Below are 23,185 nucleotides of genomic sequence, written 5' to 3'. Positions count from 1 at the left end.
GGCACCGGAGCGGGTCGCTCCGGTGCCGCGCCGTGTGCGTGTGCAGTTGTCGTGCCGGGGTGCCCCGGCCCTCGTCACCAGCTGGCGTGCAGGGGCTTGCCCTCCGCGTAGCCGGCCGCGCTCTGGATGCCCACGACGGCCTTCTCCGCGAACTCCTCCAGCGACCCCGCGCCCGCGTACGTGCAGGACGAGCGGACGCCCGCGATGATCGCGTCGATCACGTCCTCGACACCGGGACGGGCCGGGTCGATGAACATCCGGGAGGTGGAGATGCCCTCCTCGAACAGCCCCTTGCGGGCCCGGTCGTACGCCGACTCCTCGCTCGTACGGTTCCGCACCGCACGCGCCGAGGCCATGCCGAACGACTCCTTGTAGAACCGCCCGTCGGAGCTCTGCTGGATGTCCCCCGGCGACTCGTACGTCCCCGCGAACCAGGAGCCGATCATCACGTTGGACGCACCGGCAGCCAGCGCCATCGCGACGTCGCGCGGGTGCCGCACACCGCCGTCGGCCCACACGTGCTTGCCGTACTTGCGCGCCTCCTCGGCGCACTCCAGCACCGCGGAGAACTGCGGACGGCCCACACCGGTCATCATCCGCGTCGTGCACATGGCGCCAGGACCGACACCGACCTTGACGATGTCCGCACCGGCCTGGATCAGGTCCCGCACGCCCTCGGCGGCGACGACGTTGCCCGCGACCACCGGCACCTGCGGGTCCAGCGAACGGACGGCCTTGAGCGCGTCGATCATGCGCTCCTGGTGACCGTGCGCGGTGTCGACGACGAGCGTGTCCACACCGGCGGCGAGCAGCGCCTCGGCGCGGCCCGCGACGTCACCGTTGATACCGACCGCGGCGGCCACGCGCAGCGCGCCGTCCGCGTCGACGGCGGGGGTGTACAGGGTCGCGCGCAGGGCGGCCTTGCGGGTCAGTATGCCGACGAGCCGGCCGTCGGCGTCGACGGCGGGGGCCAGCTTGCGGTGGGCCGCGTCGAGACGGTTGAACGCCTCGCGCGGGTCGATGTCCGCGTCCAGGACGAGGAGTTCACGGGACATGACCTCGGACAGCTGCGTGAAACGGTCCACGCCGGTCAGGTCGGACTCGGTGACGACACCGACCGGACGCCCGTCCTCCACCACTACGCCCGCGCCGTGCGCCCGCTTGGGCAGCAGCGACAGCGCCTCGGCGGCGGTCTGCTCGGGGGCCAGCCGGATCGGGGTGTCGAGCACCAGATGACGGCGCTTGACCCACCCGATGACCTCGGTCACGACATCCAGCGGGATGTCCTGCGGGAGCACCACGAGTCCGCCGCGGCGTGCGACGGTCTCGGCCATGCGGCGCCCGGCGATGGCCGTCATGTTGGCCACGACGAGCGGGATGGTCGTACCGGTGCCGTCGGGGGTGGCCAGATCCACGCCCTGGCGCGACCCGACCGCGGAGCGGTTCGGCACCATGAAGACGTCGTCGTACGTCAAGTCGTACGGAGGCAGTTGCTCATTCAGAAAACGCACGTGCTTCATTCTCCCACGTGGCCGCCAGAAGCCGGGAGAGGACGATCCTCCGGAACGGGCCCGCCCCCCTCGTTCGATCACACGAGCGAAGACCGGAGCGGCCCGTACGCACGGGCGGCGGACGACGGTGTCAAGGGACTGGGCAGCCAGGTGACCGCCGGGTAGGTTGCGGCTGTGGTCACTGACCGTGCTGACCACGTCGCGCACCGCCGCGTGCGCGACGCGACGAGGGGGAAACGAGGGGGAGGTGCGCTGTGCGTGACGCCCATGCGCCTCGACAGGTGGCCCGAATCCGCACCGGCGGACTCGCCGACCCGGTCTACACGACCGCCGCACACGAACCCGACCTGCCCCGGGCCGCCGTCCGCGACCCGCACGACCCCGGCACCTGGCACCAGATCACCGCCGCCGAATTCGGCGACCGCGTCCTCGCCCTCGCCCGCGGCTTCCTCGCCGAAGACATCCGCCCCGGCGACCGCGTCGCCGTCATGTCCCGCACCCGCCTCGAAGTCACCCTCCTCGCCTTCGCCCTGTGGTCCCTCGGCGCCGAACTCGTCCCCCTCTACCCCACCTCCTCCCCCGGCCAGCTCCGCGGACTGCTCTCCGCCTCCGGCGCCTGCGCCGCCGTCGTGGAACACGAGGACCACGCCATGACCCTCGCCTCCGCCTCCGACGGCCTCCCCGGACTCCGCCACGTCTGGCAGCTCGACGACGGCTGCGTCACCGCCCTCACCGCAGCCGGCGCCGCCGTCCCCGCCCAGGACGTGCACCGGCACCGCGCCGCCGTCACCCCCGACGCACCCGCCGCCGTCGTCTTCACCTCCGGCACCACCGGCACCCCCCGCGGCTGCGTCCTCACCCACGCCAACCTCGCCGCCGAATGCGACACCCTCGTCGCCGGCTGGGGCACCCTCATGGCACCGCCCGGCGAACAGCCCTCCGTCCTCACCTTCCTCCCCACCGGCCACGTGTACGGACTGATGGTCGTCGTCCTCTGCGTACGCGGCGGCATCCTCCTCGGCCACCAGCCCGACCTCGCCCCCGCCCAACTCCTGCCCGCACTCGCCTCGTTCCGGCCCACCCTCGTCCTCGGCGTCCCCTACGTCTTCGAGAAGTTCTACGCACGCGCCCGGCACACCGCCGTCGCCGCGGGCCGCGGCGGACTCTTCGACCGCGCCATGGACGTCGCCCACCGCCACGCCGAAGCCACCGAAGCCCAGACCCTCGGCACCGGACCAGGACCAGGGCCCGGCCTCCGCGCCCGGCACGCCCTCTACGACCGGCTCGTCTACCGCAGGATGCGCGACGTCCTCGGCGGCCGCGCCAGGAACGCCGTCTCCGGCGGCTCCACCCTCAGCCGCGAGCTCGGCCTCAGACTCGCCGGCGCCGGCCTCACCGTCTACGACGGCTACGGACTCACCGAAACCACCGCGGCCGTCACCGGCCAGCTCCCCGGACGGCCCCGCTTCGGCACCGTCGGCCGGCCACTGCCCGGCACCAGCCTCCGCATCGCCTACGACGGCGAAGTATGGGTGCACGGCGACACCGTCTTCAGCGGCTACCTCGACGACCCCGCCGGCACCGCCGAAGTCCTCCACGACGGCTGGCTCGCCACCGGCGACCTCGGACACCTCGACGACGGCCACCTCGTCATCACCGGACGCAAGAAGGACGTCATCATCACCAGCGGCGGCAAGAGCGTCTCCCCGCTCGCCCTGGAAGAACGGCTCCGCGCCCACCCCCTGATCTCCCAGGCCCTCGTCGTCGGCGACGACCGGCCCTACATCGCCGCACTCGTCACCCTCGACCCCGAAGCCGTCGAACAGTGGACCGGCTTCCGCCGCCCCGGACACGGCGGCCTCGCCGAGGAAGAACTCCACCGGGAGGTCTGGCGAGCCGTCGCCGCCGCCAACGCCCTCGTCTCCCGCGCCGAATCCGTCCGCGCCGTCCGCATCCTCCCCCACGAGTTCACCGTCGCCGCCGGCCTCGTCACCCCCTCCATGAAGCCCCGCCGCAAAGCCATAGTCCGCCACTACGCCCAGGAGATCGACGACCTGTACGCGAGGCCGGAAGTGCATACGCGGCGGGGGTGACGGTCAACCGCGGTGCGCTGAACCCGTTGACCGGCTCCACGAACCCCTGCCCCAGACGCAGCACCCGCGCCACCGTACGAGGCGCGAACAACGCAGCCGGCGGGGTCTGGAGCTGAGTCGCCCGCAGGAACGCCCCGCCACCCGCGGGTCCCGGACCGCCGCGCGGCGCAGCCGCTCCGTGTACCGCTGCGTGACCCGGTGCACGGCCGTCCGCCGGCCCGGCACCTGCGGCACACTGAGATCGGCACCGACCGCGAGCTCCCACGCGGGACGCACCGCACGGGCCGCCTCCCGGTAGTAGCGGCGCGGCAGACCGGCCGTACCGCCCTCGGCCAGCGCCGCGTCCAGACACAGCGCCTCCATCGCGGCCACCGTCATGCCCTGCCCGTACACCGGATTGAAGCTGCAGTGCGCGTCACCGACCGCCAACAGGCCCTCGGGCGGCGCCTGAAGCCGCTCGTACCGGCGGCGGACCCCCTCGGGAAAGCGGAACGTGGCGATACCGCCCACCGGCTCGGCCCCGTCGACCACCCCGGCCAGCTCAGGCGGCGCCACCGTACGCAGGAAAGCGGCGAACGTCTCGTCGTCACCGCCCGGATGGTCACCCGCCATCCCCGCCAGGGTGATCAGCCAGCGGTCGTCCTCCTGCCGCAGCACACCGAGACCCCGCGTCGGGAAACCCGGCACATTGCCGATCAGCACCGCCTGATCGCCGCCGAACGCGCCCTCCGGGAGCCGGACGAAACGGCTGGCATAGCCGAGATCCACCTTCACCCGGTCCTCCGGCGGCGCGGGACAGCCCAGTTCGGCCAGCCACCGCGCGCTGCGGCCCGCCCGGCCCAGCGCGTCCACGACGAGCTCGGCCTCCCACACCTCCTCCGCACCCCCGCCCCCGGCCGGCGCCGTACGCACACCCGTCACCCGGCCGCCCTCGTGCACCGGGCCCATGACATCCCGCCCGTCGGCGAACCCGACCGCGGGCAGTGCCGCCACCCGGGCACGTATCACCGACTCCAGCAACGGCCGCGTACCCAGCACCACCCGGGGACCCGCCTCCCCGCGCGCCAGCGCCCGCCCGTCGACCAGATACCGGGTCTCCAGCAACGGCCGGACCAACAGGGCCCCCGCCTCGGCCAGTTCATCCACCAGGCCAGGCAGCAGACGCTCCATCGACTCGCTGCCACGCGCCAGCAGTCCGTGCACATGCCGCCCCTGCGGAACCCCACGCCGCGGCCCCTCCCGCAGCGCCGCCCCCTCGTCCTCCGGGACGCCGTCCTCGGACCAGGTGGCTTCGGGGCGGGCGTGCGGATGGCCGTCGGAGTCCGTCAGCCGGTCGCGTTCCACCACCGTGACGCGGGCGAAGTGCCGCGCCAGCGCGGCGGCCGACAGCAGACCGCCCATCCCCGCACCCAGCACCACCGCGTGCCCGAACCGTTCCCCCACGTCCGCTCACCCCTCGCCCGCGTAGCCGTCCGGGCGCCAGGCCGACGGCGCCCCGCAGAGCCCAACTCTTCGCGCCCGCACGGCATCCACGCAAGAACGCCGCAACGAAAACCGCATCTGGCCGGGGCCGCAAACTCAGGACGAGCCCACAGCGGGCCCGAGACGGATCAGTGGTCCGGGCGGGGCGAGGTGTGCGGGATCAAGTCCTCGGCACTCCCGTCCAGCGTCGACTCCTGCCGGGACGTTTCCTCCCGCTCCACCGCACCCGCAGGACCCTCGACCGGAGCCGCACCTGCCTCCGCCGCGGGCGACGGGGCGGGCGCCGACCGCGAAGCCCCGTCCGACCTGCGCTGCACCGCCGCGACAATCGGCTGCGTCCAACGGGCCGCCAGCGGGCCGAGGATGACCATCAACAGCACGTACGCCGTCGCCAACGGGCCGATCTCCGGCTCCACCCCGGCCGCGAGCCCGGCGATCACGATCGAGAACTCACCCCGCGCGACCAGCGCTCCCCCGGCCCGCAACCGGCCCCGCGAACTCACCCCCGCACGACGGGCCGCGTACCAGCCGGTGAACACCTTCGTCGTGATCGTCACCAGCGCCAGCAGCAACGCCGGCACCAGCACCGGGGGTATCGCCGACGGCACCGTCGACAGCCCGAAGAACACGAAGAAGATCGCCGCGAACAAGTCACGCAGCGGCGTGAGCAGCGCCCGCGCGTTCTCCGCCGTCTCCCCGGACAGCGCGATACCCACCAGGAACGCACCGACGGCGGCCGACACCTGAAGCTTCTGCGCGACACCGGCCACCACCAGCGTCAGCCCGAGAACGACGAGCAGCAGCATCTCCGGCGTCTTCGAACTCACCGCCCGGCTGATGAGCCGCCCGTGCCGCAACGCGACGAACAGCACCAGCCCGACCGTGCCCAGCGCGATCAGCAGCGTCACACTGCCGCCCGCCAGACCCGCACCCGCGATCAACGCGGTCAGCAACGGCAGATACACCGCCATGGAGAGGTCCTCCATGACGAGCACCCCGAGAATCACCGGCGTCTCCCGGTTACCCAGACGCCCGAGATCCGTCAGCACCTTCGCAATCACACCCGACGACGAAATCCAGGTGACACCCGCGAGCGCGAGAATCCCCGCCGGACTCCAGTGCAGGATCAGCCCGGCAAGCGCACCCGGAGTCGCGTTCAGCACGAAGTCGACGATGCCGGACGGGTACTGCGTCCGCAGACTGGTGACCAGCTCCGACGCCGTGTACTCCAGCCCGAGCAGCAGCAGAAGCAGAATCACCCCGATCTCGGAGCCCACTTCGATGAACTCCTCGGACGAGTTCAACGGAAAGATCCCGCCCTGGCCGAAAGCCAGCCCGGCCAGCAGATACAGCGGAATGGGGGACATGCCGATACGCCCGGCGAAGCGGCCGACCAGGCCCAGGCCCAGGATCACGGCCCCCAACTCGATCAGGAGGACGGTGGTTTCATGCACGTGCTCGGACCTGCCCCTTCTTGGTCGGTTTCCGGGCCCGCCGCTCCTGCTGTGCGCGCCCCCGTTGTTGCGCCTCGCCCCTCCCCCGGCCGCCGCGCGACGGCCGGCGGGCGGAACACCTCCCAGGCGCTGTACGTCAGCTCAGGTACCGGAAATGATCCGGATGAGCTCGTCGACCCCCTCACGGGTGCCGACAGTGACGAGTTCGTCCCCCGCCTCCAGCCGGAAATCCGGCGTCGGCGACGGAATCGGCCCCGTACGACGCAGCACGGCGACGATGGAGGCGCCGGTCAGCGTACGAGCCCGGGTGTCGCCCAACGGGCGCCCGCGGTACGGCGATTGAGTCGTCAGCGGGATCCGCTCGGTGACAAGATCGATGTCGAGCTCGGTGGTGCCCAGATCCGGGGTATCGGGCGGGTTCAGCAACTCGGCGAGCGAGGACGCCTCGTCCGGATCGAGCGGAACCGTGGCCTGACAGGCATCCGGATCATCCGGCTGATAGAAGCCGACGAACCGGCGCCCGTCCTGATGGGCCACGACAGAAATGTGGCGACCGCCGCGCGTGGAGATGTCGTACTGGGTGCCGACTCCGGGAAGCCGGGTGCGCTGCGTGGTCATGGCTGGCTGGTGCCTCCTGTCGACGACGTGCCGTGCGGCCCCTCCGGCCGCGACCGGGAAGACACTAACGCGAACCGCCCCGAGGGTGACGCCCTCATCCACAACAGCCCACTTGTCCACAGGCCACCCGCCCCCGCCCCCAACTCCCCGTAGTGTTCTCACCGGTTGCCCCCACAGGCCGGCCACCCGAGAACACCCTCACAAAGGGACCTCGCCACGCCACCTCACGGGACGACCAGACCCGCCCTCACCGCAACACCCGCACCACGGGACGCGGTTGACGGCGGGGAGTGTGGGGGGGCGGGGGGGGGGAGGGGGCCCACCCCAAGGCCAACCCCCAACCGGGAACCCCCCTCAGTCGTCCGGGTCGGCCCTCTCCAGCGCGGGCCTGGGGCCGGGCTGGGTTTCCATCAGGAGGTAGTCGGCAGCGGCAGTGTCGGTGACGAGGCTGGTGACGAGGCCGGAGCGGAGGACGGCGCCGATGGCGGCGGCCTTGCGGTGTCCGCCGGCGATGGCGACGACCTCGGGGATGCGGCGGAGCCGTTCGGCCTCGACGGTGATGCAGCGTTCGCCCAGGTCACGGCCGATGCGGCGGCCTTCGACGTCGAAGAGGTGCGCGGACATCTCGGCGGAGACTCCGAGCGAGGAGTAGTGGTCGCGTTCCTCGTCGGAGAGCATGTCGTGCACGGTGGAGATGCCGGGTTCCCAGGAGCCGATGGACACGGCGGCGACGGTGACCTTGTCGAAGTACTCGAAGGCGCGGGCGATGCCGGTCTGGCTGCGGAGGGCCGCCGCCGTGGCCGAGTCGGGCAGCAGCATCGGCGCGTAGACCGGGTGTGCTTCGCCGCCGGCGACTTCGGCGGCCCGGCGCACGGCCTCGACGGAGCCGCGGTCGGCGGTGCCCGCGTCGTAGACGCCGGTGAGCTGGACGACCGTGCAGGGCGGCAACTGGCGCAGCGCGGCGGCCATGTGGATGGTGGAGCGTCCCCAGGCGAGTCCGAGGACGTCGCCGTCGGTGACGAGTTCGCCGAGCAGGTCGGCGGCGACCTCGCCGAGGTTTTCCGGGTCCGCGCCGTCGTCGGCCGCCTCGGAGGGTGACTCGACGACGACGACGTGCCGCAGGCCGTAGCGGGCCCGCAGGGCGTCGGAGCGCTCGGCGTCGAGCTCGGCCGGTACGCGGATCTCGATGCGGATCAGGTCCCTCTCCAGGGCTGTTTCGAGGACCCGGGCCACCTTGAAGCGGCTGACGCCGAATTCGTCGGCGATCTGGATCTTCGATTTGCCTTCGAGGTAGAAGCGGCGTGCCATGGCCGCTGCCTGCATCAGCTCGGCGGGCCCCATTCGCGTGCTCCGACCCGTCGACACCGCACTCACCTCACTGTCTTCCCGTACGTGCGCATCAGCGCTGGGCGTTCATCCTTGCAGATCCGGCGTGACGCCGGTCCCACTCGTGCAGGGTGCTTGGCGGAATACCGCGCTTCGCCGTGCACCGGTTGTTCGTTCAGTGGGCGCAGCCCACGCGTGCGGCCGCCTCCTCTGCCTGTGTGCGCAGGGCGCGGACGGCGGCGGCGGGGTCGTCGGCGGAGTAGACCGCGGAGCCGGCGACGAAGACGTCGGCGCCTGCTTCGGCACACTGTTCGATGGTGGAGGCGGAGACTCCGCCGTCCACCTGGAGCCACATGGACAGTCCGTGCTTGTCGATGAGCTGCCGGGTCCGGCGGATCTTCGGCAGCATGATGTCGAGGAAGGCCTGTCCGCCGAAGCCGGGCTCGACGGTCATGACGAGCAGCATGTCGAGCTCGGGGAGGAGGTCCTCGTAGGGCTCGATGGGGGTGGCGGGCTTGAGGGCCATGGAGGCGCGGCCGCCCTTGGCCTTGATCTCGCGGGCGGTGCGGACGGGGGCGGCCGCGGCTTCGGCGTGGAAGGTGACGGAGCCGGCTCCGGCTTCGACGTAGGCGGGGGCCCAGCGGTCGGGGTCCTCGATCATCAGGTGGCAGTCGAGGGGGGTGTCGGTGGCTTTGGCCAGCGATTCCACGATCGGGACGCCGAGGGTGAGGTTCGGGACGAAGTGGTTGTCCATCACGTCGACATGGAGCCAGTCGGCGCCGTCCACCGCTTTGGCTTCGTCGGCGAGACGCGCGAAGTCGGCGGAGAGGATGCTGGGGTTGATCTGAGCCATGGTTCCAGTATCTCGTGTGGTCGGACGGTGGATTCGTGGTTGTGGTGGCCGGTGCCGGGCTGCGGTCAGGCGGTGCGGCGCAGCAGGGCGAGGTACATGGCGTCGGTGCCGTGCAGGTGGGGCCAGAGCTGTACGTCGGGGCCTTCGCCGAGGGCGGGGACGCCGGGCATGAGGGGCCTGGCGTCGAGGAGTTCGGCTCCGGTTTCGGTGCGGAGGTCGTCGACGACGGCGCGGGTTTCCTCGAGGTGGGGTGAGCAGGTCACGTAGGCGACGACGCCGCCGGGGCGTACGGCGCGGAGGGCTTCGCGCAGGAGTCCGCGCTGAAGTGGCTTGAAACCGTCGAGGTCTTCGGGGCTGCGGCGCCAGCGGGCTTCGGGGCGGCGGCGCAGTGCGCCGAGTCCGGTGCAGGGGACGTCGGCGAGGACGCGGTCGAAGCTTCCGGGGCGCCAGGGGGGCCGGGTGCCGTCGGCGGTGATCACTTCGTAGGGGCCGGGGTTGCCTTCGAGGGAGCGGGCGACGAGGCGGGCGCGGTGCTGCTGTTTCTCGGCGGCGAGGAGGGAGGCGCCGCGTTCGGCGGCGAGGGCGCCGAGCAGGGCGGCTTTGCCGCCGGGTCCGGCGCAGCAGTCGAGCCACTGTTCGTCGCGGGCCGTGTGCGTTCCGGTGTGCTCGGGCTGGAGGGGCGCGTTGGCGAGGGCGAGGGCGACGAGCTGGCTGCCTTCGTCCTGGACGCCGGCGCGGCCTTCGCGGACGGCGTCGAGTGCGCCGGGTTCGCCGCCTTCGGCGAGCCGGACGGCGTAGGGGGACCAGCGTCCGGGGAGGGCGTCCTCGGTGAGGAGTTCTTCGGTGGTGGAGCGTCCGGGGCGGGCGACCAGGGTGACTTCGGGGCGTTCGTTGTCGGCTTCGAGGAGGTCTTCGACGCCTGCGCTGCCGCCGCCGAGGGCGTCCCAGAGTGCGGAGACGATCCAGCGGGGGTGTGCGTGCCGGATGCCGAGGTGGAGTTCGGGGTCGTCGTCGTAGGGCGGGGCGACGCGGTCGACCCAGCCTTCGAGGTCGTCGGCGGCGATGCGGCGGAGGACGGCGTTGACGAATTTGGCGCGTCCGTCGCCGAGGACGAGGCGGGCGAGTTCGACGGTGGCGCTGACGCCGGCGTGCTGCGGGATGCGGGTGCCGAGGAGCTGGTGTGCGCCGAGAGAGAGGACGTCGAGGACGGGTGGGTCGACTTCGCGGAGGGGCCGGTCGATGCACTGGGCGATGATCGCGTCGTAGGTGCCCTGGCGGCGGAGGGTGCCGTAGACGAGTTCGGTGGCGAGGGCCGCGTCCCTGGCGTCGAATCCGTCCTTCTCGCGGGCTGCGCGGAGCATGGGGGGCAGGACGAGGTTCGCGTACGCGTCGCGTTCGTCGACGGCTCGCAGTGCCTCGAAGGCGAGGACGCGGACCGGGTCTTTCTGCGGACGGCGGTACGGCTTGGCAGGACGGCGTGGCCGGTTGCTCACGAGGGAAGGTGCTCCGGTGCTGTGATGACGGTGATTCTCCAGCGTACGCCTGTGCGGGACGGTCACGAACGCGGGCGGTGGTGCGGGGGCCCGGCCGGGGTGGCCGGGCGTGTGGTGGGGCGGGCCGGGGTCAGACTCCGAGGATTTCTCCGGCGTCGGGGCGTACGCCGCGTGCCCAGTCGGCTGCCTTCATCGGCTTCTTGCCCTGGGGCTGGACCCAGAGCAGTTCGACGGCGTGCGAGGCGGTGCCGGCGTGGACGGAGTTCTTGCCGATGAGGAGTTCGCCGGGGGCGAGGTCGGTGACGGCGGGGTCGGAGGCGGCGGTGCGGATCTTGAGCCGTTCGCCGCGGAAGAGGGTCCAGGCGCCGGGTGCGGGGGTGCAGGCGCGGACGACGCGGTCGACGCGGAGTGCGGGGGTGGTCCAGTCGATGCGGGCGTCGTCGACGGTGATCTTCGGGGCGACGGTGATGCCGTCTTCCGGCTGGGGTTCGGGCTTGAGGGTGCCGTCCTCGACGCCGTCCATGGTGGCGACGAGGAGGCCGGCGCCGGCGAAGGCGAGGCGGGTGAGGAGGTCGCCGCTGGTGTCGGTGGGGCGTACTTCTTCGGTGAGGACGCCGTAGACGGGGCCGGAGTCGAGTCCTTCCTCGATCTGGAAGGTGGTGGCGCCGGTGAGTTCGTCCCCGGCGAGGAGGGAGTGCTGTACGGGGGCGGCGCCGCGCCAGGCGGGGAGCAGCGAGAAGTGGAGGTTGATCCAGCCGTGGGCGGGGACGTCGAGGGCCTTGCGGGGCAGGAGTGCGCCGTAGGCGACGACGGGGCAGCAGTCGGGTCCGATGTCGCGGAGCCGCTGGAGGAAGTCCGCGTCCCGGGGGTGGGCGGGCTTGAGGACTTCGATGCCTTCTTCCTCGGCGCGCTGGGCGACGGGCGAGGGGACGAGCCGGCGGCCGCGTCCGGCGGGTGCGTCGGGGCGGGTGACGACGGCGGCGACTTCGTGCCGGTCGGAGGCGAGCAGGGCGTCGAGGGCAGGTACGGCCACCTCGGGGGTGCCGGCGAAGACGAGCCTCATCGTGGGGTCTATACCTCTCGCGTGCGCGGTTGTGGCAGGCCGCCGGGGCGGGATGCCGCGGTGCGGGTGCGGTGTGGACGGGTTCCGGGTCGGCGGGTGCTGCCGGCTGACGTACGGAAGGCCGCCCAGTCTACGGTCCGTCACCTGCCCTTGGCCGAGGGGGCGTACGGGGCGGCGTGCGCCCCGTGCCCGCCGTGCCCACGCCCCGGTGCGTGACCCGAGCGACCGTTATGGCGTTGGTCAAGTGAGATTGACCGAATCGGGCGGCTGGCGGCCCCGGTTCCTCCCCGTCCCCTTCCTGCGCCGCTCGCCCCGAATGACCCGATTCCCTGTTGCCGCTGTTCTTCCGTCTCTTCCCCCGCTCCTGCGATCCCTGCCGTCCTTCCAGATTCCGCATTCTCCGTTTCTCCGTTTCCCTGTTTCCGCCGGTTCGAGAGGCTTGTTCATGGCCGACCACGCAACCCACGACGCACAGGCGAGGGCGAGCCTGCACCTCTTGGTGCGGGACATCGAACGCGTCCGCCGGCAGGTGGACGCCCTGCGCACCCTCACTGCTCAGCTCGGCAACGTCTACCGCCCGCGACGCTCAGGACCGTCCGCGGGCTTCGTCGTCTACGGGCGGGCTCCCGCTCCTACGGTGCGCCTTGCCCAGGAGCTGCGGGACAGCGTCGAGACCCTGGTCACGGCGGCGGTCGAGTTCGACAGGTCGCTCGGTTTCTCCTGGGACGCGGTGGGCTCCGCGCTCGGCGTGACCAAGCAGGCGGTGCACCGCCGTTACGGCGCGCGCCGCAGCGCTCCGCGTGAGACGTCCGAGGGCGGCGCGGCCGCGCGGCACACGTCCGGTGGTCAGGGCGCCGCCCCGGCCACCCCGTCGGTGCCGGCGGCGCGCTCGGGGGACGGTGCCGGTACGGGTGCCGTGCCGACGGTGCCGGCGCCCGCGGTGCGTTCGGCGGCGAACTCGGCGCAGAGCATCACGCATGCGGCGCCGCCCGCGCCGCGGTCCGCGCCGGGGAAGGAGCCCCGGCCGGGCGTCTTCCCCGGTCCGCGCAACGGCTGACGCGTCCGCGGCTGTTCCTGTCGCCCGGTGCACCTGTGGGTGCGCCGGGCGTCGGTGTTTCCCCGCGTCTCAGCCGATGTCGGGCGGGTCGACGCGGAGGTGGGCGGCGGGGCCTTCGCGGCGGGTGAGGCGCTGTACCTGTGCGGTGCGCAGGGCGGCCGCGAGGGCGGCGCCGGAGCCGGGCGGGACGCGGACGAGGGCCCGGTCCCAGTGTTCTCCCGGCGGGGGGCCGCCGGGTCTGCGGGGGCGGCCCGGTTCCGGTGCCTGCAGGGGGACGGGGCCCAGCACTTCGGCGTCCGGGGGGAGTTCGGCCTGGTCGAGCAGGGCGGCGACGCCGTCGGCGGGGCCGCTGACGGCGATCATGCGGGAGACCGGGGGGAATCCCAGTTCGGCGCGTTCGGAGAGTTCCCTGACGGCGAAGCCGGCCGGGTCCCAGCGGACGAGGGCCTGGACGGGCCGCAGTGTCGGCTCGGCGACGATCATCACGCTGCCGCCTTCGGTCTGGCTGCGTACCAGTGCGGAGGCGCCGAGCCAGCGGCGGAGGGCTTCCTCACCGGCCCGCAGGTCGGGGCGTCCGAGCATGGCCCAGGCGTCGAGGAGCAGCGCGGCCGCGTATCCGGGGCCTTCGGCGACGGGTTCGGCGCCGGGGGTGGCGACGACGATGGCGGGGCTGTCGGGGACGGTGTGCAGGATGTGGTCCCGTCCCGAGGTGCGGACGGGGACGGAGGGGAAGGCGCGGCCGAGTTCCTCGGCGGTGCGCCGGGCGCCGAACACCTGGCCGCGGAGCCGGCTGCCGCCGCACTCGGGGCAGTGCCAGCCGGGGGCGGTGCGGGCGCACCAGCCGCAGGTCAGGTCGGCGCCGCCGCCTCCGGCTTCGAGGGGTCCTGAGCAGTGCCGGCAGCGGGCGGGGGCGCGGCAGCGTTCGCAGGCGAGGCGGGGGACGTATCCGCGGCGGGGTACCTGGACGAGGACGGGGCCGTGCGGCAGGGCGTCCCGGGCGGTGCTCCAGGCGGTGCTGGGCAGGCGGGCGGTGCGGGCGGCCTGGTCGCGGGCTTCGTCGAGTTCGCCGACGGTGCGGAGCAGGGGTGCGGTGGCGCGGACGGTGTCGCGGGTGGCGTCGAGTGGTGCGGCCCAGCCGGTGGAGACGAGCTGGGCGGCTTCGACGGTGCATCCGTGGCCGCCGAGCAGCAGTCCGGCCTGTTCGGTGACGGCGCGTTGCAGGAGGACTTCGCGGGCGTGGGGCTGGGGGGCGTGGTCGTCGCTGTGGCTGGAGTCGCCGTCGTCCCAGATGACGGCGAGGCCGAGGTTCCGTACGGGGGCGAACATGGCGGCGCGGGTGCCGACGACGGCGCGTACGGAGCCGCGGCTGACGGAGAGCCAGCGCGCGTATCGCGCTTCGGGGCCCGCGTCGGCGGTGAGGAGGACGTGGTGGCCGGTGCCGAGGAGTGCGGTGAGGGCGGCGTCGACGCGGGCGGCGGCGCGTCCGTCGGGGAGGACGACGACGGCTCCGCGTCCGGAGGCGAGTGCGGCGGCGACGGCGCGGGCGAGTTCTTCGGGCCAGGTGGGTCCGGGGAGGGCCGTCCAGACGGCGCGGGGGGTGCCGCCGTCGGCCAACGCGCGGAGGTATGCGGGGCCTTGGGGGTAGCGGTTCCAGCTGCCCGGTTCGGGTGCGGGGGGTGGGGGCTGCGGCGGGGGTGAGGCGCGTTTTTCGGCGCGGGCCATGCGGGGTGGTACGGCGAGCTGGACGACGTCGGCGAGGGAGCCGGCGTACCGGTCGGCGACGGCGCGGCACAGGCGGAGCAGTTCGGGCCGGAGTACGGGTTCGGAGGACAGCACCTGGGCGAGCGGGGCGAGGGCGCCGGGGTAGTCGCTCTCGGCCCGGCGTTCGACGACGAAGCCGTTGATGAGTTTGCCGCCTTCGCGGCGGCCTTCCTTCTCGCCTGCGCCGAACCGGATGCGGACGCGGACGCCGGGCTGTGCCTCCTCGTCCATGGCGGCGGGCACGGCGTAGTCGAAGAGGCGGTCGAGGTGCACCATGCCTTTGTCGACGAGTACGCGGGCGACGGGCAGCGTCTCGGCCAGCGCGGCGTTCCGCCAGGTACGCGGCCGGGCGCGGGGCTCGGTGCGTTTGCGTACCGTCTCGCGGATCAGCGCGAGCTGTTCGGGCTGCTCGGCCGCCTCGCCTCCCCGCTGTCCGTCGTCCCTGCTCACGCCCTCAGTCATAACAGACCCCACCGACAGCCCCGTATCCGTGCTCTTCCGTGCCCGCTGCCCGCGCACGCCGAGGCCCGGCCGCCCCTCGCGGGGTGGCCGGGCCTCGGTGCGTCAGGTGTGGCCGGTGCTTACAGGCCGACGGCCTTGCGCAGTGCCTCGACGCGGTCGGTGCGCTCCCAGGTGAAGTCCGGGAGGGCGCGGCCGAAGTGGCCGTATGCCGCGGTCTGGGCGTAGATCGGGCGGAGCAGGTCGAGGTCGCGGACGATCGCGGCCGGGCGGAGGTCGAAGACGTCCGAGATGGCCTGCTCGATCTTCTCCACGTCGACCTTGGCGGTGCCGAAGGTCTCGACGAAGAGGCCGACGGGCTCGGCCTTGCCGATCGCGTAGGCGACCTGGACCTCGCAGCGGCCGGCGAGGCCGGCGGCGACGACGTTCTTCGCGACCCAGCGCATCGCGTAGGCGGCCGAGCGGTCGACCTTGGACGGGTCCTTGCCGGAGAAGGCACCGCCACCGTGGCGGGCCATGCCGCCGTAGGTGTCGATGATGATCTTCCGGCCGGTGAGGCCGGCGTCGCCCATGGGGCCGCCGATCTCGAAGCGGCCGGTGGGGTTGACCAGCAGGCGGTAGCCCTCGGTCTCCAGCTTGATGCCCTCGTCGACGAGGCGCTTCAGCTCCGGCTCCACGACGTACTCGCGGATGTCGGGGGCGAGCAGCGAGTCGAGGTCGATGTCCGCGGCGTGCTGCGAGGAGACGACGACGGTGTCGAGGCGGACGGCCTTGTCGCCGTCGTACTCGATGGTGACCTGCGTCTTGCCGTCGGGGCGCAGGTAGGGGATCGTCCCGTTCTTGCGGACCTCCGAGAGGCGCTCGGAGAGCCGGTGCGCGAGGGTGATCGGCAGCGGCATGTACTCGGCGGTCTCGTCGCAGGCGTAGCCGAACATCAGGCCCTGGTCGCCGGCGCCCTGCTTGTCGAGCTCGTCGTCGTCGCCCTCGACGCGCTTCTCGTAGGCGGTGTCGACGCCCTGCGCGATGTCGGGCGACTGGGCGCCGATGGACTCGGAGACGCCGCAGGAGGCGCCGTCGAAGCCCTTCTTCGACGAGTCGTAGCCGATGTCGAGGATCTTGTTGCGCACGAGCGAGGAGATCGGCGCGTACGCCTTGGTGGTCACCTCACCGGCGACGTGCACAAGGCCCGTGGTGATCAGTGTCTCGACGGCCACGCGGGAGTGCGGGTCCTCCTTGAGGAGGGCGTCGAGAATCGTGTCGCTGACCTGGTCAGCAATCTTGTCAGGGTGACCCTCGGTCACAGATTCCGAGGTGAACAAGCGGCGGGACACATCGCTCCCTGGGGTTGCAGCGGCTGCTGGCTGAACATGGTCGGACCGGTTGGGGGCTGCGCCCAAGCGCGGTCCGTCGCCAGTTTATCCATCTCCACCGGCATCCAATCACGGAGTCTCGAACTTCGAAACGACCATGACCTGCGGAAGCCCGCCGCGAGGCGTCCCGGAGCCCGGGATTCCATGGTGACATGTCCCCGTTTGCCCACTGGCCGCACTGCCGCTTTCCGTGCGTGACATAAGCCTCAGAGGATCCCAAATACGGACAGGCCATCGGCAATGCATAGGGCGATTCCGGACAGATTCCGGTCAGATCCGCATCAACTCCTGCTCGGAATCCGTCGAGATTCCTCGCCCCCGAACCCCCTCGGAGCACCGGACCGTACGCCCCCGCGCCGCGGACCGGGCACCCGGAAACCGGAAGCGCAACCCTGGCTCTCCAGCACCCCGACGGCCCGGCCCGGGCACCCGCACGACGAGCGCGGCACCCCGGACCGGCGACCCTCGGTGACCGTCAGCTCCCGGACGGGGACGCGGCCGGGAGTCGCTCGGCGACGAGGTCCCAGAGGGTGTCCGCGAGCCGTTCCTTCGGCCCGAACGGGACCGGCGTCTCGCTGCCGTCCGCGCCGAGGACCACGGCCTCGCTCTCCTCCGTGCCGAAGGTCTTCCGCTCCCCCACCTCGTTGACGACTAGCAGGTCACAGCCCTTGCGGGCGAGCTTGGCCCGGCCGTTGGCGAGCACGTCGTCCGTCTCGGCCGCGAAGCCGACGACGAGCTGTCCGGCGCCGCTCCGCTCCCGCGAGAGCTCGGCCAGGACGTCCGGATTGCGGACCAGCGCGACCGGCTCCGGCTCGTCGTCGTCCTTCTTCTTGATCTTCCCCCGGGCGTAGGCGGCGGGCCGGAAATCGGCCACGGCGGCGGCCATCACCACCGCGTCCGCGCCCTTCGACGCCTCCGTCACCGCGTCCCGCAGCTCCAGCGCCGTGCCCACCGGCACCACGTCGACCCCGGCGGGCGCGGGCAGTTCGCTGTTGGCCGCGACGAGCGTGACCCGCGCGCCCCGCGCCGCCGCCGTGCGGGCCAGCGCGTAGCCCTGCTTGCCGGAGGAGCGGTTGCCGAGGTAGCGGACCGGGTCCAGCGGCTCGCGGGTGCCGCCCGCGCTGACGACGACGTGCCGCCCCGCCAGGTCGGGCCGTACGCCCTCCGCGCCGCGGGCCAGCACCCGGCGGCAGAACGCGAACACCGCCTCCGGCTCGGGGAAGCGCCCCTTGCCGGTGTCGGCGCCGGTGAGGCGGCCGACGTCGGGCTCGATGACGAGCGCGCCGCGGCGGCGCAGCGTCGCGACGTTCTCCCGGGTGGCCGGGTGCTCCCACATCTCCGTGTGCATGGCGGGCGCGAAGACGACGGGACAGCGGGCGGTGAGGAGGGTGTTGGTGAGCAGGTCGTCGGCGAGGCCGTGGGCGGCCTTGGCGAGGAGGTCGGCGGTGGCGGGCGCGACGACGACGAGGTCGGCCTGCTGTCCGATCCGTACGTGCGGGACCTCGTGCACGGTCTCCCACACCTCGGTGCCGGCGGGCTGCCCCGAGAGCGCGGCCCAGGTGGCCTCACCGACGAAGTGCAGTGCCGACTCGGTGGGCACGACGCGCACCTCGTGGCCGCTCTCCTTCAGCCGCCGCACCAGCTCGCACGCCTTGTACGCGGCGATGCCGCCGCTCACCCCGAGCACGACCCGCGGCCGGGCACCGGTCTCCGGCGGCCGCTCCTGCTGCTCCTGACGCCTGTCCATCGCTGCCTCTCCCCACGCGCGGTGCGCTGTGCCGCAGCGCGCGCCTGTCGGTCCCGTACGCGGGCGCGCCGGGCGCCCCGCGGTCACTTCATGACACACCACGGGCCCGGCAGCCGCGCTGCCGGGCCCGTGATCCGGTACTTGTCCGCTTCGCCTGCCGTGCCTTACTGGCCGACGGCCGGGGCCTCGACGGCCTCGGAGGTGAGCAGGCCCGCGTTGATCTCGCGGAGCGCGATCGAGAGCGGCTTCTCGTGGACGTGGGTGTCCACCAGCGGCCCGACGTATTCGAGCAGGCCCTCACCGAGCTGCGAGTAGTACGCGTTGATCTGGCGCGCGCGCTTGGCGGCGTAGATCACGAGGCTGTACTTCGAGTCGGTGGCTTCGAGCAGCTCATCAATCGGCGGGTTGATGATGCCCTCGGGCGTGGTGATGGAAGAGGACACGCTCTGCCTTCCGGAGGGTGGAGTGGAAATCAAAGGACGATCGAGAGATCAATCGATTCGCATCAAGGCTAGCAGTTCGGCGCTGACCTCCTCGACGGAGGTGTTGACGAGGGTGCTGTCGAACTCGGCCTCGGCCGCCAGTTCCGTACGCGCGGCGTCGAGGCGCCGTTCGATCACGTCGGGCGCCTCGGTGCCGCGGCCGGTGAGCCGGCGGACGAGCTCGTCCCAGCTGGGCGGGGCGAGGAAGACGAGCCGGGCCTCCGGCATGGCCTCCTTCACCAGGCGGGCGCCCTGGAGGTCGATCTCCAGGAGCACGGGCTCGCCCCGCTCCAGCCGCTCGGTGACCGCCGCGCGCGGGGTGCCGTAGCGGTTGCCGGCGAACTCGGCCCATTCGAGCAGTTCACCGTTGGCGATCAGCTTGTCGAACTCCTGATCGTCCGTGAAGAAGTACTGGACTCCGTGCTCCTCGCCCGGGCGCGGGGCGCGGGTGGTCGCGGAGACGGAGAGCCAGACCTCGGGGTGGACCTTGCGCAGATGTGCGACGACCGTGCTCTTGCCGACCCCAGACGGGCCGGAGAGCACGGTCAGCCGCGGCTTGCCAACCGGGGGTTCCGGGGTTTCCCCCCGGGAGACTGCAGAACTCATGCAGCGATTATCCCGGTTAAACGGAGTGCGATGAACCTCAGGCGGTCGCGCCGCCGAACTCGCGCTCCAGGGCAGCGATCTGGTTGGAGCCGAGCCCGCGCACGCGACGGCTCTCGGAGATGCCGAGCCGCTCCATGATCTGCTTGGCGCGGACCTTGCCGACGCCGGGCAGGCTCTCGAGGAGCGCGCTCACCTTCATCTTGCCGATGACATCGTTCTCCTGGCCCTGCTTGATGACCTCGTGGAGCGAAGCGCCGGAGTGCTTGAGCCGGTTCTTGACCTCGGCGCGCTCCCGGCGAGCCGCGGCGGCCTTTTCGAGCGCGGCTGCGCGCTGTTCAGGGGTAAGGGGCGGAAGAGCCACGCCTACGTCACCTCAGTTAGAACTGTCGGATATGGATCGTGAGGAACCTAGTAGCCCCACATCTGTGGAGCAACGAGCAACGCACCTGTTCGCGCTGCTCCGACGGAGACTAGCGGCCCTCGGCCCCGGAGTCAGCGAGAACTGCGGAAAAGTCCTGGTCAGACTCAGGTCGATCAGGACATTACCGGGCAAAACTCTGCACTTCCAGGGCCAACTTCCCCCGCACGTAGGGTCTTAGGACCCTCCGGGACACGTCGGCGCAGGTCCGCGGCGGCTTCCGCGTGTGACGTACGAGCCCTCCGACGGTCACTGTCAGCGTCCGTCCGACTCCCCTCCGACTACCCGATGGCCGCGGAGAGTTGCTCCACCTCACGCTCCGCGGCGGCGCGCAGCGCGTCGCGGGACGGACCGTGCCGAAGAACACCCCGGCTGACGCTCGGCACCACGTTCCGCACCGCCGTTCCGAAAACCTCGGGAAGGTCCTCGGCGGTGGCGCCCTGGGCGCCCAGACCGGGCGCGAGGAGCGGGCCGTTGATGGCGACGTCGGCGTCCAGCGAACGCAGCGTCCCGCCGAGGGTGGCGCCGACGACGGCGCCGAACGAACCGAGCGGCTCCGCGCCCTCGTTGGCCTCCGCGAGGTGCCGCAGCACCGTCGCGGCGACGCTGCGTCCGTCCGCGCGCACCGCGTGCTGCACCTCGGCGCCCTCCGGGTTGGAGGTGAGCGCGAGGACGAACAGGCCGCAGCCGTTGGCGCGGGCGAGGTCGACCGCGGGGCGCAGCGAGCCGAAGCCGAGGTAGCCGCTGACGGTCAGCGCGTCCGAGAACAGCGGCGAGGACGGGTCCAGGTAGGCGTCGGCGTAGGCGGCCATGGTGGAGCCGATGTCGCCGCGCTTGGCGTCGGTGAGGACCAGCGCGCCCGCGTCCCGCGCCTGTCCGATGGCCTGCTCCAGTACGGCGATGCCGCGGGAGCCGAAGCGTTCGAAGAAGGCGGACTGCGGCTTGAGGACGGCGACCCGGTCGGCGAGCGCCTCGACGACGGTGTGCGTGAAGCGTTCCAGGCCGTGCACGTCGTCGGGCAGGCCCCAGTCGGCGAGCAGCGAGGCGTGCGGGTCGATGCCGACGCAGAGCGGGCCGCGCTCGTCCATCGCGTTCCGCAGCCGGGTGCCGAAGGGGGCGGCCGGTCCGGGGGTGTCGGGGGTGGTGGTCATCGGGTCTTCCCGTCGCTGTCGGCGGTGTCGGTGCCCTGCGCGCCGGCCTCGGCGCCGACGGCCTCGGCGAGCGTGGCGTAGGGGCTGGCCGCGAGGCGGGCGGCGAGGCCCTGGTGCAGGCGGCGGGTCCAGAACGGGCCCTCGTAGATGAAGGCGCTGTAGCCCTGGACGAGCGTGGCCCCGGCGAGGATGCGCTGCCAGGCGTCCTCGGCGGTGGTGACGCCGCCGACGCCGACGAGGGTGACCCGGTCGCCGACCCGCGTGTAGAGGCGGCGCAGGACCTCCAGCGAGCGCTCCTTGAGGGGTGCTCCGGACAGTCCGCCGGTCTCGGCGACGAGCGCGGGTGCGGAGGTCAGGCCGAGGCCTTCGCGGGCGATGGTGGTGTTGGTGGCGATGATGCCGTCGAGTCCGAGTTCGACGGCCAGGTCGGCGACGGCGTCGATGTCGTCGTCGGCCAGGTCCGGCGCGATTTTGACGAGGAGGGGGACGCGGCGGCCGGTGACGGTGCGGTCGGCGGCCTCGCGTACGGCGGAGAGCAGGGGCCGCAGGTGGTCGACGGCCTGGAGGTCCCGCAGGCCCGGGGTGTTCGGGGAGGAGACGTTGACGACGAGGTAGTCGGCGTGTGCGGCGAGTGCCTCGGTGGAGGTCACGTAGTCCGCGACGGCCTCTGTCTCGGGGACGGCCTTGGTCTTGCCGATGTTGACGCCGAGCGTCACCGGGAAGACGGTCTTCCGCTCGGCGAGCCGGGCGGCGACGGCGGCGGAGCCGTCGTTGTTGAAGCCCATGCGGTTGATCAGTGCCCGGTCCGGTACGAGGCGGAAGAGCCGCTTCTTCGGGTTGCCGGGCTGCGGCTGCCCCGTGACGGTGCCGATCTCGACGTGGTCGAAGCCGAGCATGGCGAGGCCGTCGACGGCGACGGCGTTCTTGTCGAATCCGGCCGCCAGTCCGAACGGTCCGTGCATCCGGCGTCCGAGGGCCTCGACGCGCAGTTCCTTGTGGCGCGGGGCGAGGACGGCCGCGGCGAAGGTGCGGAGGACGGGGACGCGGGCGGCGAGCCGGATCCAGGAGAAGGCGAGGTGGTGGGCCTTCTCGGGGTCCATCCGCCGGAACACGGTCCGGAAGAGGAGGTGATACATGGGGAGCCTTCGGCGAGAGGGGTGATCGAGGTCGGGCAGGCGCCCTGCCGGGGGGCGCGGGGTCCCGTGCGGCCGTGGTGGCGGCCGGCGGAACTCCGCGCCCCCCGGCGCGGGTTCGGCGGTTACGACCGTGCGGCGGTCAGGTGCTCCGCGTGGTCCTGCAGCGAGCGCACGCCCACCTCGCCCCGGCTCAGCGCCTCGATGCCCTGGACGGCTGCGGCGAGGGCTTGGACGGTGGTGAGGCAGGGGACGGCGCGGGCGACGGCGGCGGTGCGGATGTCGTAGCCGTCGAGTCGTCCGCCGGTGCCGTAGGGGGTGTTGACGATCAGGTCGACCTGCCCGTCGTGAATGAGCTGGACGACGGTCTTCTCACCGTTGGGGCCTTCACCCTCGGACTGCTTGCGCACCACCGTGGCGTTGATGCCGTTGCGCTTGAGGACCTCGGCCGTGCCGGAGGTGGCGAGGAGCTCGAAACCGTGGGCGACCAGTTCACGAGCCGGGAAGATCATGGCCCGCTTGTCCCGGTTGGCCACCGAGACGAACGCCCGGCCCTTGGTGGGCAGGGCGCCGTAGGCGGCGGCCTGGGACTTGGCGTAGGCGGAGCCGAACACCCCGTCGATACCCATCACTTCACCGGTGGAGCGCATCTCGGGGCCCAGGACGGTGTCTACACCGCGGCCCTGGACGTCACGGAAACGGTTCCACGGGAGCACGGCTTCCTTGACCGAGATGGGGGCGTCCATCGGCAGGTCGCCGCCGTCGCCGGTTGCGGGGAGCATGCCCTCGGCCCGCAGTTCGGCGATGCTCGCGCCGAGGGAGATGCGGGCGGCGGCCTTCGCCAGCGGGACGGCCGTCGCCTTCGAGGTGAACGGAACCGTCCGCGAGGCACGCGGGTTGGCTTCCAGCACGTACAGGATGTCCCCGGCCATCGCGAACTGAATGTTGATCAGCCCACGCACCCCAACACCCGCCGCAATGCCCTCCGTTGAGGCGCGCAGCCGCTTGATGTCGTGACCGCCCAAAGTGATCGGCGGCAGCGCACACGCCGAGTCACCCGAGTGGATACCGGCCTCCTCGATGTGCTCCATCACCCCACCGAGGTAGA

The 23,185-nt window shown here is 72.3% G+C and carries 18 protein-coding genes and 1 pseudogene; 2 read left to right on the top strand and 17 right to left on the bottom strand.

Annotation, left to right across the window (positions count from 1 at the left end; all coding sequences use genetic code 11):
• Positions 1-74: 74 nt before the first annotated feature.
• Positions 75-1,520, bottom strand: coding sequence for a GuaB1 family IMP dehydrogenase-related protein (locus HCC30_RS25970; RefSeq protein ID WP_169445235.1), 1,446 nt, complete (start codon positions 1,518-1,520; stop codon positions 75-77).
• A gap of 272 nt (positions 1,521-1,792) precedes the next feature.
• Between HCC30_RS25970 and HCC30_RS25965 the strand changes: the two genes are divergently transcribed.
• Positions 1,793-3,604 (top strand): AMP-dependent synthetase/ligase, encoded by a 1,812-nt coding sequence (locus HCC30_RS25965; RefSeq protein ID WP_346776817.1) that lies wholly within the window; start codon positions 1,793-1,795, stop codon positions 3,602-3,604.
• A 3-nt stretch (positions 3,605-3,607) separates the two neighbouring features.
• On the opposite strand, the gene HCC30_RS25960 is transcribed toward HCC30_RS25965, so the two are convergent.
• The 7 genes from HCC30_RS25960 to fmt all read right to left on the bottom strand — a co-directional run bounded on the left by HCC30_RS25960 (position 3,608) and on the right by fmt (position 11,893).
• Positions 3,608-5,047, bottom strand: a complete 1,440-nt coding sequence (locus HCC30_RS25960) for a hypothetical protein (protein ID WP_169445233.1) — start codon at positions 5,045-5,047, stop codon at positions 3,608-3,610.
• Positions 5,048-5,214: 167 nt separating this feature from the next.
• A complete protein-coding gene (locus tag HCC30_RS25955; protein WP_169445232.1) occupies positions 5,215-6,540 on the bottom strand; it encodes a cation:proton antiporter in 1,326 nt (441 codons plus the stop codon).
• A 141-nt stretch (positions 6,541-6,681) separates the two neighbouring features.
• Positions 6,682-7,158 carry a cation:proton antiporter regulatory subunit gene (locus tag HCC30_RS25950; protein ID WP_169445231.1) on the bottom strand — a complete coding sequence of 159 codons (477 nt, stop codon included), beginning with the start codon at positions 7,156-7,158 and terminating at the stop codon, positions 6,682-6,684.
• Positions 7,159-7,512: 354 nt separating this feature from the next.
• Positions 7,513-8,499, bottom strand: coding sequence for a sugar-binding domain-containing protein (locus tag HCC30_RS25945; protein ID WP_169445230.1), 987 nt, complete (start codon positions 8,497-8,499; stop codon positions 7,513-7,515).
• Positions 8,500-8,659: 160 nt separating this feature from the next.
• Entirely contained in the window at positions 8,660-9,337 is a 678-nt protein-coding gene (rpe, locus tag HCC30_RS25940) for a ribulose-phosphate 3-epimerase (RefSeq protein ID WP_169445229.1), read from the bottom strand.
• Positions 9,338-9,402: 65 nt separating this feature from the next.
• Entirely contained in the window at positions 9,403-10,830 is a 1,428-nt protein-coding gene (locus HCC30_RS25935) for a transcription antitermination factor NusB (protein WP_169445228.1), read from the bottom strand.
• A gap of 130 nt (positions 10,831-10,960) precedes the next feature.
• The gene (fmt, locus tag HCC30_RS25930) at positions 10,961-11,893 is read right to left on the bottom strand and encodes a methionyl-tRNA formyltransferase (protein WP_169445227.1); all 933 of its coding nucleotides are present in this window, start codon (positions 11,891-11,893) and stop codon (positions 10,961-10,963) included.
• A 445-nt stretch (positions 11,894-12,338) separates the two neighbouring features.
• Here fmt and HCC30_RS25925 point away from each other — a divergent pair, with 445 nt between their 5' ends.
• Positions 12,339-12,950 (top strand): hypothetical protein, encoded by a 612-nt coding sequence (locus HCC30_RS25925; protein WP_169445226.1) that lies wholly within the window; start codon positions 12,339-12,341, stop codon positions 12,948-12,950.
• 69 nt (positions 12,951-13,019) lie between these two features.
• Here the strand turns inward: HCC30_RS25925 and HCC30_RS25920 are convergent, their stop codons facing one another.
• From HCC30_RS25920 to carB, 9 genes and pseudogenes are all read right to left on the bottom strand, one after another.
• Positions 13,020-15,161, bottom strand: a complete 2,142-nt coding sequence (locus tag HCC30_RS25920; RefSeq protein WP_169445225.1) for a primosomal protein N' — start codon at positions 15,159-15,161, stop codon at positions 13,020-13,022.
• Positions 15,162-15,292: 131 nt separating this feature from the next.
• Positions 15,293-16,501 carry a methionine adenosyltransferase gene (gene metK, locus HCC30_RS25915; protein WP_169445224.1) on the bottom strand — a complete coding sequence of 403 codons (1,209 nt, stop codon included), beginning with the start codon at positions 16,499-16,501 and terminating at the stop codon, positions 15,293-15,295.
• Between the two features lie 514 nt (positions 16,502-17,015).
• Positions 17,016-18,287, bottom strand: a complete 1,272-nt coding sequence (coaBC, locus tag HCC30_RS25910; RefSeq protein ID WP_169445223.1) for a bifunctional phosphopantothenoylcysteine decarboxylase/phosphopantothenate--cysteine ligase CoaBC — start codon at positions 18,285-18,287, stop codon at positions 17,016-17,018.
• Positions 18,288-18,451: 164 nt separating this feature from the next.
• Positions 18,452-18,730: a DNA-directed RNA polymerase subunit omega gene (gene rpoZ, locus HCC30_RS25905; RefSeq protein WP_169445222.1), complete on the bottom strand. Its 279-nt coding sequence runs from the start codon at positions 18,728-18,730 to the stop codon at positions 18,452-18,454.
• Between the two features lie 48 nt (positions 18,731-18,778).
• A complete protein-coding gene (gmk, locus tag HCC30_RS25900; RefSeq protein WP_169445221.1) occupies positions 18,779-19,375 on the bottom strand; it encodes a guanylate kinase in 597 nt (198 codons plus the stop codon).
• A 37-nt stretch (positions 19,376-19,412) separates the two neighbouring features.
• Positions 19,413-19,736 carry an integration host factor gene (locus HCC30_RS25895; protein WP_169445220.1) on the bottom strand — a complete coding sequence of 108 codons (324 nt, stop codon included), beginning with the start codon at positions 19,734-19,736 and terminating at the stop codon, positions 19,413-19,415.
• Between the two features lie 338 nt (positions 19,737-20,074).
• Positions 20,075-20,944 (bottom strand): orotidine-5'-phosphate decarboxylase, encoded by an 870-nt coding sequence (gene pyrF / locus HCC30_RS25890; RefSeq protein WP_169445219.1) that lies wholly within the window; start codon positions 20,942-20,944, stop codon positions 20,075-20,077.
• Positions 20,941-22,080: a quinone-dependent dihydroorotate dehydrogenase gene (locus HCC30_RS25885; RefSeq protein WP_169445218.1), complete on the bottom strand. Its 1,140-nt coding sequence runs from the start codon at positions 22,078-22,080 to the stop codon at positions 20,941-20,943. Before HCC30_RS25885 ends, pyrF begins: the two co-directional genes overlap by 4 nt.
• A 122-nt stretch (positions 22,081-22,202) precedes the next feature.
• Positions 22,203-23,185 (bottom strand): annotated as a pseudogene (gene carB / locus HCC30_RS25880) (carbamoyl phosphate synthase large subunit); the annotation flags it as partial.

It is taken from the genome of Streptomyces sp. HNM0574 (assembly GCF_012726235.1).
Classification (GTDB): Bacteria; Actinomycetota; Actinomycetes; order Streptomycetales; family Streptomycetaceae; genus Streptomyces.
Note: the sequence above shows the minus strand (reverse complement) of the source record. Positions and strands in the feature narration are given on the sequence as shown.